This window comes from Oscillospiraceae bacterium (assembly GCA_031265355.1).
In the GTDB taxonomy this organism is placed as follows: domain Bacteria; phylum Bacillota; class Clostridia; order Oscillospirales; family UBA929; genus JAIRTA01.
On sequence record JAISCT010000079.1, the window covers coordinates 42,781 to 57,724 of the forward strand.

Annotated in this window: 8 protein-coding genes; 3 read left to right on the plus strand and 5 right to left on the minus strand. The window is 58.5% G+C overall.

Features of this window, described 5'->3' with window-relative positions; translation table 11 throughout:
- The first annotated feature begins 91 nt into the window (after positions 1-91).
- On the plus strand, positions 92-892 hold the full coding sequence (gene motA, locus LBK75_11835) for a flagellar motor stator protein MotA (GenBank protein ID MDR1158969.1): 801 nt from the start codon (positions 92-94) through the stop codon (positions 890-892).
- Positions 893-955: 63 nt separating this feature from the next.
- Complete coding sequence (locus LBK75_11840; protein ID MDR1158970.1) at positions 956-1,762, plus strand: OmpA family protein; 807 nt, start codon at positions 956-958, stop codon at positions 1,760-1,762.
- Between the two features lie 125 nt (positions 1,763-1,887).
- Here the strand turns inward: LBK75_11840 and LBK75_11845 are convergent, their stop codons facing one another.
- The 4 genes from LBK75_11845 to LBK75_11860 form a co-directional block, all read right to left on the minus strand.
- Positions 1,888-6,129 carry a discoidin domain-containing protein gene (locus LBK75_11845; protein ID MDR1158971.1) on the minus strand — a complete coding sequence of 1,414 codons (4,242 nt, stop codon included), beginning with the start codon at positions 6,127-6,129 and terminating at the stop codon, positions 1,888-1,890.
- A 72-nt stretch (positions 6,130-6,201) separates the two neighbouring features.
- A complete protein-coding gene (locus LBK75_11850) occupies positions 6,202-6,615 on the minus strand; it encodes an AraC family transcriptional regulator (GenBank protein ID MDR1158972.1) in 414 nt (137 codons plus the stop codon).
- 109 nt (positions 6,616-6,724) lie between these two features.
- Positions 6,725-11,773, minus strand: coding sequence for a GH92 family glycosyl hydrolase (locus LBK75_11855; protein MDR1158973.1), 5,049 nt, complete (start codon positions 11,771-11,773; stop codon positions 6,725-6,727).
- Positions 11,774-11,841: 68 nt separating this feature from the next.
- Entirely contained in the window at positions 11,842-12,915 is a 1,074-nt protein-coding gene (locus tag LBK75_11860) for a class I mannose-6-phosphate isomerase (protein MDR1158974.1), read from the minus strand.
- A 172-nt stretch (positions 12,916-13,087) separates the two neighbouring features.
- Here LBK75_11860 and LBK75_11865 point away from each other — a divergent pair, with 172 nt between their 5' ends.
- Complete coding sequence (locus tag LBK75_11865) at positions 13,088-14,053, plus strand: ROK family protein (GenBank protein MDR1158975.1); 966 nt, start codon at positions 13,088-13,090, stop codon at positions 14,051-14,053.
- A gap of 64 nt (positions 14,054-14,117) precedes the next feature.
- Here LBK75_11865 and LBK75_11870 read toward each other — a convergent pair.
- Positions 14,118-14,944: ABC transporter substrate-binding protein (locus LBK75_11870; protein ID MDR1158976.1), on the minus strand; the 827-nt coding region annotated here is incomplete at its 5' end.

Here is a 14,944-nt window from a genome sequence, read left to right on the forward strand (position 1 = left end):
TCCCTTTTTTATGCTCCGACCGCATTTCTCGTAAACAAAACACCCGGATATCACGATATTGGTAATGGGAGGTGATGTATCTGTGGATATCATGGGGCTGATTGGCGTTGTGATCGGCGTGCTGTCCGTGCTGATCGGTATGCAGCTCAAGGGCGTCCCCCTGAGCGCCCTGAACAATATGGCCGCCATTTTGATTATCATCATGGGCACGGCGGGCGCCGTCACAATAGCGACGCCGGGCAATGAACTCAAAAACCTGGGCAAATTGTTTGGCGTCCTGTTTGGAAAGGCAAAATTTACCAACAAGGCGGAGGTCATCGACACGATCGTCCGCCTGTCCGAGCTGGCGCGGCAGGAGGGCCTGCTGGTGCTGGAGAAGGAGATGGGGAACATCAAGGAACCGCTCATCGTGCGCGGCGTTCAGATGCTGACCGACGGCGCCGACAGCCAGTACATCGCGGAAATTCTAACGACGGAGATCGAGTCGATGGAGGCGCGTCACGCGGCAAACGCCCAGATCTTCACGCAGGCGGGTACCTACGCGCCCACGCTGGGTGTGCTGGGCGCGGTGCTGGGCCTTATCGCCGCGCTCTCCGAGATGAACAACACGGAGGCCCTGGGCCACGCGATCTCCGCGGCGTTTATGGCCACGATGCTCGGCATCTTCACAGGCTATGTGTTGTGGCATCCCTTTGCCAACCGGCTGAAACGAAAATCTCGGCAGGAGGTCATGGTGAAGCAGCTGGCTATCGAGGGCATCATCGGCCTGAGCGAAGGACAGAACCCGCGCATGCTCAAGGACCGGATGCTGGCCTTCCTGTCCGTCTCCGAGCGCAATGGCTCCGGCAAGGCGGGCAAGGAAACGGCGGTGGAAGCGGAGGCGGACTCGTGACGTCTCCGATGACAGGGCGCCGCGCCGTCGGCACGGACGGGCCCGTCGGGAAAGGGTGAACCCATGGCCAAACACAAAGGACCCCCTCACGAAGAACACGCCGACGAGAGCTGGCTCATCCCCTATGCGGATCTGCTGACGCTCCTGCTGGCGCTCTTTATTGTGCTGTTTGCGGCAAGCTCTATCAACTCGGAGAAATACCAGGCCATCATGTCCGCGTTTCAGGATGAACTCGGCGGGACCGGCGTGCTGCCGGGCTCAGACGGCGTATTGCCGCCCGGCATGTCGCCGCCCGGGAACGGTCTTCGTCCCACCCCAACGTCGGCGCCGACGCCGGGCGGCGAAGGCGACGGGGGCATCGGCGACATCAAGCTCTGGCCACTGTTTGATTCCCTGCAGGACTATGTGGACGAGAACCACATGGACGACAACATCGATGTGGCGTTTACGGGGCAGGACGTGCTGATCACGCTGAAGAGCGACATCTGGTTTAGCTCGGGCAGCGCCGAGATCACGCCCAGCATGCGAGAGCAGGCGCACATGCTGGCTCAACTCCTGCGGGACAACCAAAAGCCCGAGTTCCCGCTGGAGGTGATTGTCGCCGGTCACACGGACAATGTGCCGATCCACTCGTCGCAGTACCCCTCCAACTGGCATCTCAGCGCGCGCCGCGCCCTCAACTTCCTAATGGCGCTGCTGGAGGACAGCGACCTCGATCCCACGCGCTTCAGTTCCCGCGGCTACGGCGAATACGCCCCCATCGCCACAAACAATACCTCCGAGGGCCGTCAGCGCAACCGCCGGGTGGAACTGCTTGTCTCCCAGCCGCTGCTCCACGAGGATGACGTGTCTGCGCCTCTTGATGGCTAGAATCCTTCTAAAGCCGCACAGGAGGAACCCGGGTGGGCTCCTCCTGTGCGGCTTTAGAGAGAGGGAGAGAGAGGCTGCGAAAATAGGCCGATAGAGGGGGTATGCGAAACTGTCTCCTCGTTTGATTATATCAACGGCACGAAAGAACGATTCCAACAGAAAACCTTATACGTATATTCTGCTGGATACGCGGCGGTATCTGCCGTGAATTCGAACGGTTGCTTCTCTCCGGCGTCAATAGAGAAGGCTTTTGTCTCCGTATAGACCAAACGGCCCTCCCTGTCGTAGGTGGCAAAGATGAGAAAGCCCGTGTACGCATTGTCAACGCAGTCCTTCAAAGACCCGGCTGCCTTGTCATCCGCGATAGACCAGTCCGCGAAGAGGTTCGGGAACGAAATCTTATCCAGTGTATACTTATCAGGGCTGCTTCCTTCGCTGACGACGGCGATTTGATGCGTCCCCTGTGTAAGGTAAATGTCTTCGATCAGGAAATCCTGCCACTGGGCCTCTTTTGTTTCCCATGAGGCGCCCGTGAGTTTTTCGGTGTTGACGGGCATAACGATGTCTTTGGCCTTGACGCCGTCGACATAGAGCGCGGCGGTGCGTACGGGCGCGTAAGCTTCAAACTCCGCCACCTCGCAGGCGGCGTTGCCGGCAGCGACGGATGTGTATGTAAACACCACCCGGAGGTATCTCACGCGCGTTGGGGCGAACTCGACGTCGGCATAGTTGCCCGCGTTGCTGTACGTCGTGTTCGTTCCCACACGGGTAAACTGGTACCGCTGCGTCGCCTTCAGCTCCACGAGATTGTCCTTGTCAAGGCCGCCCCACAGCGAGAAGTCCATCTGGCGCGACGACTGGTTGTTCCGTATCCGGATACGCACCATGTTTATTTCCGTGGGATTTTGCAAGTCTATTTGCAGCCAGCGCGCCGGGGTGGCCTCGCCAATCGGCCCGGCCGGCCAATAGGAGTCCCTCTCGCCGTCTGTCACGTCGATTTGGTGTCCGTATCCTGTCGTATAGTTGTATGTGCGCGGTTTTCGGTACGCCTCGTCTTTTAGGTAGACAGCCGCGCGGAGCGCCAGGTCATGGCGCCCGGCCGATTTGGCGTCGACATCGAACGACACGCTCTCCTGATAGCCCGACTGGGCGTCCGTCGTGAACCCAGCCAAGTAGCCAGTGCCTGAATAACCGCCGACAGCGGACGACGCGCTGACGCTGTCCGTGAAGACGCCGTCCTCCAGCTCAAACGCGGCGGGGTTTGCTCCGTCCAGTATGAGCGGATCAGGGTGATTGATCAGACGAAGGCCGCTGACCGCTTTATCGATCCGATAGACGGCGGCGGCCATTCTTCTGCCCGGCGCGTTCGGATCGGCGTACAGACTCTCGGCGGCCGCGATCTCGGCGGCCAAGGCGGCGAAAGATTGCGGGGAATAATGGCCGCCGTCAAGCGCTTTTGCCGTGTCAATATTTCCCATCAGCTGTTCTTTTGACACGCCGAAATCGGCGTCCATATCCAAGTGCGTATAGTACGCGAGCGCCGGACCAAGCGCCGAACAGGGGCTTGCCAAATCTGCTGCCGTCGTCGGTGTGGTGAGGAGATTCACCCCGCAGAGCCCGTCCGTCATCCGGCGGTTTGTCCATGCCTTCTCGGCGTTCCATGTGAGGTATTTCTCGAATTCCATGACCCCGCCGCCATAGACAATGTTGGCCAGATTGCGAAACAAGATCATTTTAAAGCCCGCACCGTCGCCCGTGCCTTCGCTGCCTGTAATGGTCAAGCCGTCGGCTTGGACAAATTTCGTGCCTTCTTTTGTGAGGCTGAACGCGTATCTGAGCACAAGCAAGCATGTGTCCATATACGCCTGGTCGCCGGTTATTGTGTAGAGTTCGTAGGCCGCGCCCGCGAAGTTGCCGTAGTTATAGGTGTATTGACCGGTGCTTCTGTTTCCGTTGTACGCCACGTTGTCGTAAATATAGCCGTCCTCTCTGAGCAGATGGGCCTTGGCCCAGGCAAACGCCGCTTTGGCCTGGGCGGCGTACGCTGCGCTCTTTGCCGGATCGATGGCCGCAAAATCCTTGGAAAGGCGCGCAGCGGCCATCACGGAATTCAGGTTCGAACAGACATTTTTCGTGGCATTCAGCGGATTCACCACGTTGCCGCCCGCGGTGCGCCTCCAGAAGAAGCCGCCGTATGGCTCGCCGCCGTAACCGGGCGTTTCGTCCCAGCTCTTCATGATCTCGTCCCACATTTGCGTGGCTATGTTCAGATAGCGCGAGTCCCCCGTCAGACGGTAAGATCTCTCGAACGATTGCGCCCACCAGCAAAGATCGTCGGTATACGTGTTGACCGTCCAATCGTGTACATCCCAAGTCGGGTGCCACTGCGATTCGATGAAACTCGCGTACAGGCCGTCTATGATGTCGATGTATTTCGGGTTTTTGGAATACTCCAGCGCGTCATTCAGCGTATCCAAAATCAAAGCGGACAGCCAGAAATCGGTCTCGCGCCGCTTTTCATAGGTAGAGCCGCCGCCTTTGTCTGGGTTGTCAGTCCAGCGCCAGGTACTGAGCCCCGCCGGATTCCCGTCTTCGTCGTAATGCTGCCGCAAATACGCGGCCAGGAAGTCTTCCATCATTTCTTCGGCATTGCCCACGTTTTGCGCGGACGACTCGTCAACCTTGAGGTAGTCAAGGAAGAACCATGAATCGGCGTCCCTGTCATTCGGATGACCGTAAGGGTTGTTGTAGAACATCTTGACAGAGTTCACGCCCTCTTTCAGGAAGGCATAGTAGTCAAAGGTCTCCCATTGATTGGCGGCTAAGCGGACAAAACTCAGCTTCACAGCCGGACTCCCGTTGATGGTTAGACGGCGCGTATTGTTCCCGCGCGTGTACCAGCGGAACGTCAGCTTGTATACGGCGGTCTTCGGGACGGTCACGCTGAAATCGACATAGCCGTCTTCTCGATGGGGGCCGTCTGCGTCCCAATATTGCGTAAAGCCCGTGCCGGTGTAACCGGCGGCGTCGGAGTTGTAGGCCATGTATTCCGCGAGGGCAAACTCGGCCTGATAGACGCCGTCAATCGGGTCGGCAAGGTCGTACAGCGGATACTCCGGCGCGACCGTCGGATCAAGGCCCGAATAGTATAGCAGCACAGGGCCGAGGACGGCGCACGGGCTGGCGATGCCGGTCCCTTCTTTCGGCGTGAACGACAGGTTCGAGCCGTTCAGACCGTCACTGGCACGGCGGTGGTTGTAGGCTTGGTAAGCGTTGGCGTCCAGATACATTTTGAACTCATCCAAGCCCCCGTGGTTTATCATATAGCCGGTGTATCGGGCGAGGATAAGCTTGAATCCGGCCGAATCGCCCGAACCCTCGTCTTTGACTGTGAGGCCGTCGGATATCGTGAGCGTTCTCCAGCCATAGCCCAAGACCAGCTTGGCCGTGTCCAGGTATTGCTGTTCGCCGGTCAGCAGATATAGCTCATAGGCCGCGTCGGCCATGCAGCCGTAGTTGTATGTATACTGGCTCGCGGACTCAGAGCCGCTATAGCTGATGTTGTCGATCACATAGCCCGTTTCTTTGTTCTTCAGCAGATGCGCTGTTGCCCACTCGTAGATGAGCTTGGCCCGCGCCTCATATTCGGCGGCTTTGGCGGGATCTTTGTCTTTGTAGTACAATGCGAAACGCGAGGCACACAGCGAATAATTGCCGTTTGTGCAGACGTTCTTTTGGTTGTTCTGCCTCGCCGTGTTCACAATCCCGGCTCCGTTGCGCCGCCACAAGATGCCGCCGTACGGCGCACCGCCGTAGTTGCCCTGGACGGCGTCGTAGCCGTTTTCCCAAATCACGTTCAGCATTTGTTCCGCGACGGTCAGGTACTTTTGTTCGCCGGTCAGCTCGTGGGCGCGGAGCATGGCCTGCGTCCACCAGCAAAGGTCGTCGTTGTAGGAGTTGTAATCCCACACATGGACGTCCCAGGTCGGGTGCCAGCGACTGCCTATAAAGCTGTCGTAAAGCTGAGAGAGCAGGGCGGCGTACTTCGGATCTTTTGTATACTGCAGCGCGTCGTTTACCGATTCAAAGATGTGCGCCGACAGCCAGAAGTCTGTCTCGCGCCGCGTCTCGGACGTCACGCCGCCGCCATTGTCCGGATTGTTGCTCCAACGCCAGGTGCTTTTGCCGACGATTTCGCCGGCCTCATTCGTGTGGTCGCGCAAGAACGCCGCCAAGAAATCGTCCATCATTTCCTCGGCGTACTTGTATTCCGGGGCATCGGCGGAGGCCGCCATGGGGAAGGCGGCCGGCACTGACGCCAGCAAAACGCAAGCAAGCGCCACTGCGAGAATCTTTTTAACCTGCATGATGAGAATACCATCCTTTCTTATCTAATGAGATTGGCCAGCGTCTCGCAGTGGCGGGCGCAATCGACACACTCAGTCGAGAGCCTGGCCGGCGCTTCGGTATCTGCGGATGCCCGGCTTGTTCCTCCGGATATATTCCGAGGGGGAAAGCCCGGTGAAACGTTTGAAAATGACGGAGAAGTAATTGCTGGATGTGAATCCCAATTCAAAAGCCACTTCCGTCACCGAACCGGTTGCAAGCAAGCGGGCTTTAGAAATCTCTACTTTCATTCGATTGACATACTCGCGGGGCGTTGCGCCGATTTGCTCTTTAAACTTCTGTTTGAAGCGTGAGACGGAAAGATGGGCTGCCTGAGCGAGTTCCGGCATAGATATGGGTTCCCCGATGCTCCGTTCGATAAAGGCAGTGGCGTTCGCGATGTCTTGGGACAAATGTTTTCTTTCGTGCGCGGCATTGTCTTCGACGTCATGTGCGACGCTATGCAACTGATAGCCCCCCTTGCTTTGCGAAAAAGGTTCCGGACAAGATTCACACTGAGTCCGCATGACGGGACAAGAGCGGGGCGACAACGATTGCCGCCCCGCTCTTGTCTTTTTACTGCGCAAATGCGATGCAAAGAGGCGCGCAATCGTCCGCGTCCCACGCGAACACCTTGACGCTGTAGTCGCCGCTCAGGGCGCTTGCGTCAAGGGTGATCGTCTCCGCCTCAAGGCGCCTGTCGTCCGGCACGGCCAACGTCTTGGTCTCGACAGCCGCGAGCCTGCCATCTTGCGCGTACACAGCCGCGACGATATTTGCTTTTTTCTCTGTGCCGCTGTTGTTACGGATGCTGGCGCGAATGGTCAGCGTCCCGCTGTCTTCGGTCACTGTCGGGATGAGATCCGTGCCTTGGCCCATCAGGTAGAAATCGTCGTCTGTGGTGTACTCGTACTGGAACAGGAACGAGTGGATATTCGCCACATGCCTGCCCGTACCCTGCAGTTCGATATATACGTCATGGACGCCGCTGACATTCGGAGCCGAGATGACGCCGACGCCGTTTGTGTATACCGTCCAGGTCGAGCCGTTCGGCGGCATGCCGATGTCCGCGATGACCGGCCCGTCCAGCGCGTCAAGATGTACAAGCGCGCGGGCGTTCGGGCAGTCGTTTATGACGCCGGCATAGTTGACAATGGCCTTTGTGAACCATTTTTCGCCTGTGCCGAAGTCAATGTACTTGTAGTGTATCCAGGCGCCGGGTTTCGAGCCGCCGATATTCGTCACTGTCACGCCCGAGATCGTCTCGCCGCTGATGCTGACGCCGGAGACGCCTGATGTCGCCTCGGACTTGATGTTGTCGGAGCTGCCGTCCGCGCCGGTGATGGTGCCGGAGGCGCTGTTGTATCCGACGGCTTCCAGTTCAACCCAGGCTTTTCGGACAGCGATCAGTTTCGCGACGGCGGCGTCAATCGCGTCAATCGCGGCGGAGATTTCGCGGTTTGCCGCATCAGAGTCGTCATAGACAGCTTGCCCCGCCTCGACGGCGGCGGCGACCGCCGGTTTCTCGTCCGCGCCGTAATCCGGTGAATCCACAGCCGCCTGACCGTTCCGGATCGCCAGCAGCAGATCGGATTTGTCTGTGAACGCATAGGCGGAACCGAACAATTCCAGCTCTGAGATCGAGAGATTACCGGCTGCGTCTGTTACGCTGAGGCGGTAGATCTTGTACTTTCCGGGACTTTCGACGGCAAACGGCCTTGTGTAGCGCACCCATTCCCAAGACTCGCCGGAGCGCGCGTCGAGCGGTGTCCACTGCGTGCCGTCATTGGTTCCGTAAAGGGTCCATGCGGTCGGATATGTACCTGCGGCGGTACCGGAGGATATCGTGTACATGGTCACGGCAGCCGGCTTGTTGAACGAATAATGAATCTCCGCCGTCCGGGACGTCCACGTCGTGTTGGCGCCGTTTGAATTGTTGAACAGGTTCGCGCCGTTTGTCGCGCCTGGCAGGTATGCATTGATTGTTGCGGCGTCGACGGCCGGCATGGTTGAGGTCGAAACAGATACGGTGGGCAGCGTCAGATCCTTCAGCACGTCGGGCGTGTATTCATCCGTCGTCAGCGACGGCGGCAGCGCGTCCGCTCCCGAACCCCACGCGGATGGGTTCGGACCCATGTCAAAATCAATCGTGTGGTTGCCCTGGAACGCGCTCATCTCGAAATAAGACTTTGTGTGCGCTTGTCCGTCGAGTTTGACGCCCTGCACGTACTTGTTCGCCTTGCTGTTGTTCGGGGCGTTGATAACAATCACATCGCCGTTGTCGCGGGTGATTGTCGCCTTTTTGAACAGCGGCGCACCGATGGCGAACGTGCCGTTGCCCATGCTGACCGGATAGATGCCCAGCGCCGACAGGACATACCAGCAAGACATCTCGCCGTTGTCCTCATCGCCCAGGTAGCCCTGCCCGATGTCCTGGCCGGCGTACATGCGGTCGAGTATGTCGCGTACAAGCGCTTGGGTTTTATACGCCTGCCCGGCGAACAGGTACATATAGGGGATGTGATGGCTCGGCTGATTGTTGAATCCGAACTGCCCAAGCTTGCCCTCTCGGGATTCGTAACCCTCGTGCAAGCCTCCGTACTCACCCATGTCGAGGCCGTTGGTGGCAATCGTCGCGTCGAGTTTGGCGCCCAGCGCTTCTCTGCCGCCCATGATGTTCGCTAAGCCCTGCGCGTCCTGTGGGGCATACGTCGCGTAATTCCAGCCGTTTTGCTCCGTGCTGCCCCATCTCCACTTCAGTGGGTCATAGGTGGAGGCGGACGGAACCAGCGCGCCGCCGATGCCGTTTGAACCTTGCGTCCTGCCCTTGAAGAACCCAACGGACGTGTCGTAGAGGTTCACATAGTTGCGCGCGCGGTTGAGATAGTAAACGGACTCGTCATTGTACTGTTTCCATGCGGCGGAGAGCGGCGTCTCCCGGTCGCGCAGTGCGGCGGCCATGTGGCCGATGCCGAAGTCGTTGATATAGCCCTCGAGAGACCATGACATATTCTCGCCCGAGCCTGACGAACCGGCGTAGGTGTATCCGTAGAACATATTCGTGTCGGAGTTCGAGCGGCCGGCATAGGGCGAAGAGCCGTTCGCCTGGTATGCCGACGCGTTTTTCAGCGCGGATTTGTACGCGTTCAGATGGTCAAATTGGATGCCGCGCATGATAGAGTCGCCAAAAATGACGTCGGAGCTTGTGCCGACCATCGAGTTTGTACCGGCGGGCGCTATCCATCGTGGAAGGGAATCATTGTCAAGATAGTGCTGTACAAGGCCGTCGAGCAGCTCGGTGTCCTTGTCCGGCAGGAGCAGCGCGTATGTCGCCCATGTCGTGCGGTACGTGTCCCAGAAACCGTTGTTGTAATACAGCTTGCCGGACTTTACCGTTGGAGCGGCCGTGTTGCCAGTATACGGCGAGGCATAGCGCCAGTCGGGCGCTTCGTTTGTGCCGGTATTTTCGCTGAGATTGTTCGGATACATGAAGCCGCGGTAGAGGTTTGAATAGAATGTGACATTCTGCTCGTAAGTCGCACCCTCGATTTTCACCGTGCCCAGTCTTGTGTTCCACTCGGCCAGGGCTTTGGCGCATATTGTATCGAAGTCGTCGGAATCGGGGATTTCAAGCGTCAGGTTCTTTTTGGCCTGATCTGCGCTTAAAAAGCTGGTCGCCACCTTGAGCTCGACGACCGTCGCGCCGCTCGGCCCGTTGCCAAGGTCGGCAAAACTCGCCACACCTTGGTTGGCATTGGCCGCGATGTTATAATGGCTGGACGGAACTGCGGAGAACACGCCGTAGACATACATGCGGCGCATGCCGTTGGACGCGTGCTCTGAATATGTGGCGAACGAGCTGCCGTCATAGGTGATGTTTGCAGCGGCTGTCGTGAGCTGGCTGTTGCCTGACGAAAGCAGAACGTTCCGATACGCGCTGCCCGCCGGGAATGTGAAACGGATGACGGCGGCGTGATCGGTCGGAGTCACTTCCACTTTGACGCCGGGGGCTCTGCCGCCCTCTGCATCAAGGGTTACGCCATAATAGTGGGCATGCGCCACTTCATTGTCGTGCCGGAACGTCGTGCCGCGGCCGCTGACGGCGGTGGAGGCCGCCCCGGTCGAAGCGACGTTTGTCACGGAGTCCGCGCCAAACTGATAGGTGCCGCGCTCGCCAATCCAGTGGGAAGGCTCGTGGCTGATCTGGATGTTGCGGAACGTGTTCGACGACTGCGTCCAGTGGTACGGGTCGGAACCGCTGTTCGCCGTCGCCGGACACCAGAAGTTGAAACCGAACGGCCATGTGACGGCAGGCACCGTGAGGCCGCGGGAGAAACCGGAGTCGTTGTTCGTACCGCGCAGGATGTTGGTGTAGTCCGCCAGGTTCGTGACGACAGGATCGTCCGCGCGGTAGATGGAGATGTCGTCAAAGTAGGTCGAAACATTTTTACCCGGCGTCCCGCCGTTCTTCTCGAAGCCGACGATGATCTGGCTGATGGTCTTGCCGCTGGCGACAGCGCCGATGTTGCTCAGAATACGCAACCATTGGTTGGTGTCCATCATCTTGGACTCGCCTTGGGCGGCGGGAGAAACAACTGTCCCGTACTGGTCGGCGGCGCCGAGATCCTTGAGGCGCGTGCCGTCTGAAAAGGCCAGATCGATAGACGCATACATGCTGGTATACTCATAGTCGTAGTTCGTGACGGACTGGCCGCCGACATTTGGCAGCACCATGTAAGACAACTGGGTATTTGGATAAACTTGGATGTCAAGCCCGCTGTAAATCGCCGTGTAGCTGGATGCGTTTTCCACTGTTTTCGTGCCGTTCACAGCGAGGGAAGCCGCGCCTGTCCAGCCCCTGCCGCTGGCGCCGCCGCCCCATATGCTGGAGGGGCCTGTCGTCGTTTGCGGGTAGAGGTAATCCGTCGTGCCGCTGAAGCCGGACGTCTGGATATGATCGCCCAGCCCAAAGCCCGAGAACTGGATCGTCGACGAATTGGTCTCGCTGCCGTTCTGGTTCGAGTTGTTGCGTTGCGTGACCGTCAGCCGGAAGTATGTATAAGATTCGGCATTGTCAATTGCGAACATTTTCATTTCCTGGTTGCTGTTCCATGTCACGTTGGCGCGCGCGTCGAGCTCGACCCAGTTTGTGTTGTCGTTTGACGCGGAAATCGTCCACGCGCGCAACGTCCGCGAGATATAGCTGGTGTCGTCGTTCGCGCCTTGGATGTAGTAGGCTTTGGGTGCGATCGCGGAGGAAAACCGGAATGTGAAGGCCAGCGGCAGCGCGTTGCCGCCCGTTGAGCAGAATTTCGTGCCCGCGTCGCGGTCCACCAGGGTCGCCGGGCCTTCGCTGCCGCTTGTGGAGGGCGTTCCTCCCGCGGCGTTTGTCGCGGAAATCGGATTTGCGCCTTGATAATTGGTGAACTCGCCAATCAGCGTTTGCGTGACCGTGCCCGTCCCTGTCACGCCCGAAGAAGCGACGGGAAGGATGTCGATAACGGGATCTCCGCTTTCAAACGACGTATAAAAACTGTCCGATGCGGCGAACGCGGGCAGAGATACCCCCAGAGAAGCGGACAGAATGATGGCAAGCGCCAAAAAATAAGAAAGTACGCGTTTCATGAGACGTGTTTCCTCCTTAGCGTAAATTTTGTCAACCTGTGACGTGTGTGCCGGCAAGCTGCGTGCAGTCAGGCTCTTTCTGCGTTTGAAAGGCGTGTGGAGGGCGGCACGGAGACGAGAAGGAACGAGCCCTCCCCTTCCAATAAAAAGCCGGCGCTTCCGCTGGGTACGAAGGCGCAGTCCCCTTTGCGCACGTCGAGGGAATCCTCCGGGCTGCGCAGGAAAGCGCGCCCCTCGGCACACAGGAGGCAAAGGAAGCTATTATCATCCATATTTTTCCTGTACGAGCCGTTCAAATCCAAGCGATCCGTAATAAAGTAGGGCGTTGCGGCCAGCCGCCGGCATTGATAGCCGACCGCCTCTTCTAACGTGGGTTGCACCTGCAACCCACAACCCAAATTCTTGTTTTTTGTTGCCGCTTCGCGGCAACAAGGTACTAAAACCGGCGGGGCAGGCATGCGTTCGGGCGGCGTCGAAGCCTGCAGCGAAACAACATCCAGCGCCTTGTCGATATGCAGCGGCCTTTCCCGGCCGCTTACATCTTTCCGCCCGTAATCGTACACACGGTAAGTGGAATTGGAGTTTTCCTGGATCTCCGCCAGCACAATGCCGGCGCCTATCGCGTGGAGGGTGCCGGCTTCGATGATAAACACATCGCCGCGCCGCACAGGGCAAGGGCGAAGAAGTTCTGTGACAGTTCCGTTCGCCAGGCGCGAACGCAGCTCTTCTTTTGTGGCGTCCCGCCGAAGCCCATAATACAGGAATGCCCCTGGGTCATGATCCAAAACAACCCACATCTCCGTCTTGCCAGGTTCCCCCTCCACGCGGTAAGCATAGGTATCGTCCGGGTGTACTTGCACCGAAAGGGGCTGTTTGGCGTCGATGAGCTTAACGAGGATAGGGAAGGAGGCATATCCGCGGCAGTTCTCCCCAAGCAGGTCTGGATGCGCCCGCGCGAAAACGTCAAATGAAGTGCCCGCCATAGCGCCGCTGGCAATCACGCAGCAGCCGTCTTTGTGAGCCGACAGTTCCCAGCTCTCCGCTACGACGGGGAGATTGGTCACTTTTCCATAGTCGCGCCGCAAAGCGCCGCCGCCCCAAAGATAGTCTTTGAACGCGGGCCGCAGTAAGAAAGGTAGCATGTAAAAGTCTCCTTATACCGCCTCTTCTATCGGGTATCAGTTCACAATATTCGCGTTGAGATTGTCAAAAAAACCAACTGGTCGCGTCGACAAATTCTCTTGTGAGCAAAAGAAAAATATGATACAATATAGGAAAGATTTATATCATCTATTCAAACAAGGAGGCGATGCAATGAAACGTTACATAGGCATCGATTTGGGCGGAACCAATATCAAGGCCGCCTTGGTGGACGGCGGGCACCAGATTTTGATTGAAAAAAGCAAACCCACTCTGCTTCCGAGGCCCGCGGAAGACATTTGCGCGGATATCGTCGCGGTTGTCCGGGACATTCTGTCTCAGGCCGGGCTGAGCGCAGGGGACGTCTGCGGCGGGGGGATCGGATGCCCGGGCATGGTGGACGGGAAGCGGGGCATTGTCTCTTACTCCAACAACCTGGCGTGGCGGGACGTCGAACTTGGCCCGATGCTGGAACGCGCCATAGGATGTCCATTTTATTTAGAAAATGACGCCAACGCCGCCGCGCTGGGAGAAGCCAGGGCCGGCAGCGCGAAGGGCGCGGAAAGCGCCGTGATTGTCACGTTAGGCACAGGCGTGGGCGCGGGTATCGTGATAGGCGGGCGGCTGCACACCGGGTACAGCGGAACGGCAAGCGAATTCGGACATATGGTCATCGTGCGCGGCGGCAGCCGCTGTACTTGCGGGCGAAAGGGCTGCCTGGAGGCGTACGCTTCCGCCACGGGGCTTATCCGCATGACATGGGAAGCCATGGAGGAGGAGCCAAACAGCCGATTGTGGGCGATCGCCCCTTCCCGCGAAGAGGTAAGCGGCCGCACCGCCTTCGAAGGCGTTCGATTGGGGGATGAAACCGCCAGGCGCGTGGTAGCTCTGTACATTGATTATTTGGCGTGCGGCGCCGCCAGTATCATCAACGCGCTGCAGCCGGAGATTCTCAGTTTGGGCGGCGGCATAGCAAAAGAAGGGGAGGCGCTTTTGCAGCCCCTCAGAGAGAAAGTATACGCGGAGGTCTTTGGCGGGCGCGGCCATCGGCATACCCGCATCGAGCAGTGCACCCTCGGATACAAAGCCGGCCTTATCGGCGCGGCAATCCTGGCCGAAGACAACGCGGACGCATCATGATAAGGCAAGAAAGAGAACCAAAGGCGGGTAAGACCCAAACGGTCTTACCCGCCTTTCTTCATAATCAGCCGTTGTCCTTGGTCGTCACTTTGACCCCCGTGTCATTGTCTTTGCTGGCGAGCGCTTTGCCGCTGAGCGCGTCCACGGCGGCTTTCAGACCGTCGTAGCCCATCTTGTACGGATCTTGCTGCATGGTGGCGTCGATGGCGCCGCTATCCAGCAGTTTTCTGGTGTCGTCGGAATAGTCAAAACCGACCACAGGGATTTCATTCGCTCTGCCCGCCTGTTCCACCGCGTTGCCCACACCAACGGAAGACCCCTCGTTGCAGCCATAGAAACCCACGAGATCGGAATTGGCGGACATGAAATCCGTCGCCTGATCATACGCTTTGTTCTTGTCGCCGTCGGAGTATGTCGTGGGGAGGATGGTGTATTCGGGATGCGTGGCGCTCATTTGTTCCTTGAATCCGTTCTCACGCTCCATGGTGGTCTGCGCGCCGGACTGCGCGTTGACAATCGCAATCTTTCCGCTGGTCTTGCCGGCGGCAATCAGCAGTTCGGCCAGCGTATCGGCCGCCGTGGCGCCCGCCGCTTTGTTGTTTGTGCCAAAATGGGCGTCATATTTGTCAGTCTCCACACCGGAGTCCACTGTGACGACCACGATGCCAGCGGCTTTGGCCGCATCCACGGCCGGGCTCAACGCGCTCTTGTCCGAAGCGGCCAACAGGATGGCGTTCACGCCACCGGCCACCTGATTTTGCACGATGTCAGCCTGCTTGGACGCGTCGTTCTTTTCGCCGGAGTCAAAGGTAACCGTGACGCCGCCGATTTCCTTGGCGGCCGCTTCGGCGCCGTCGCGGACGCCCAGCCAGTGCTGGTCGATGTTGTCCA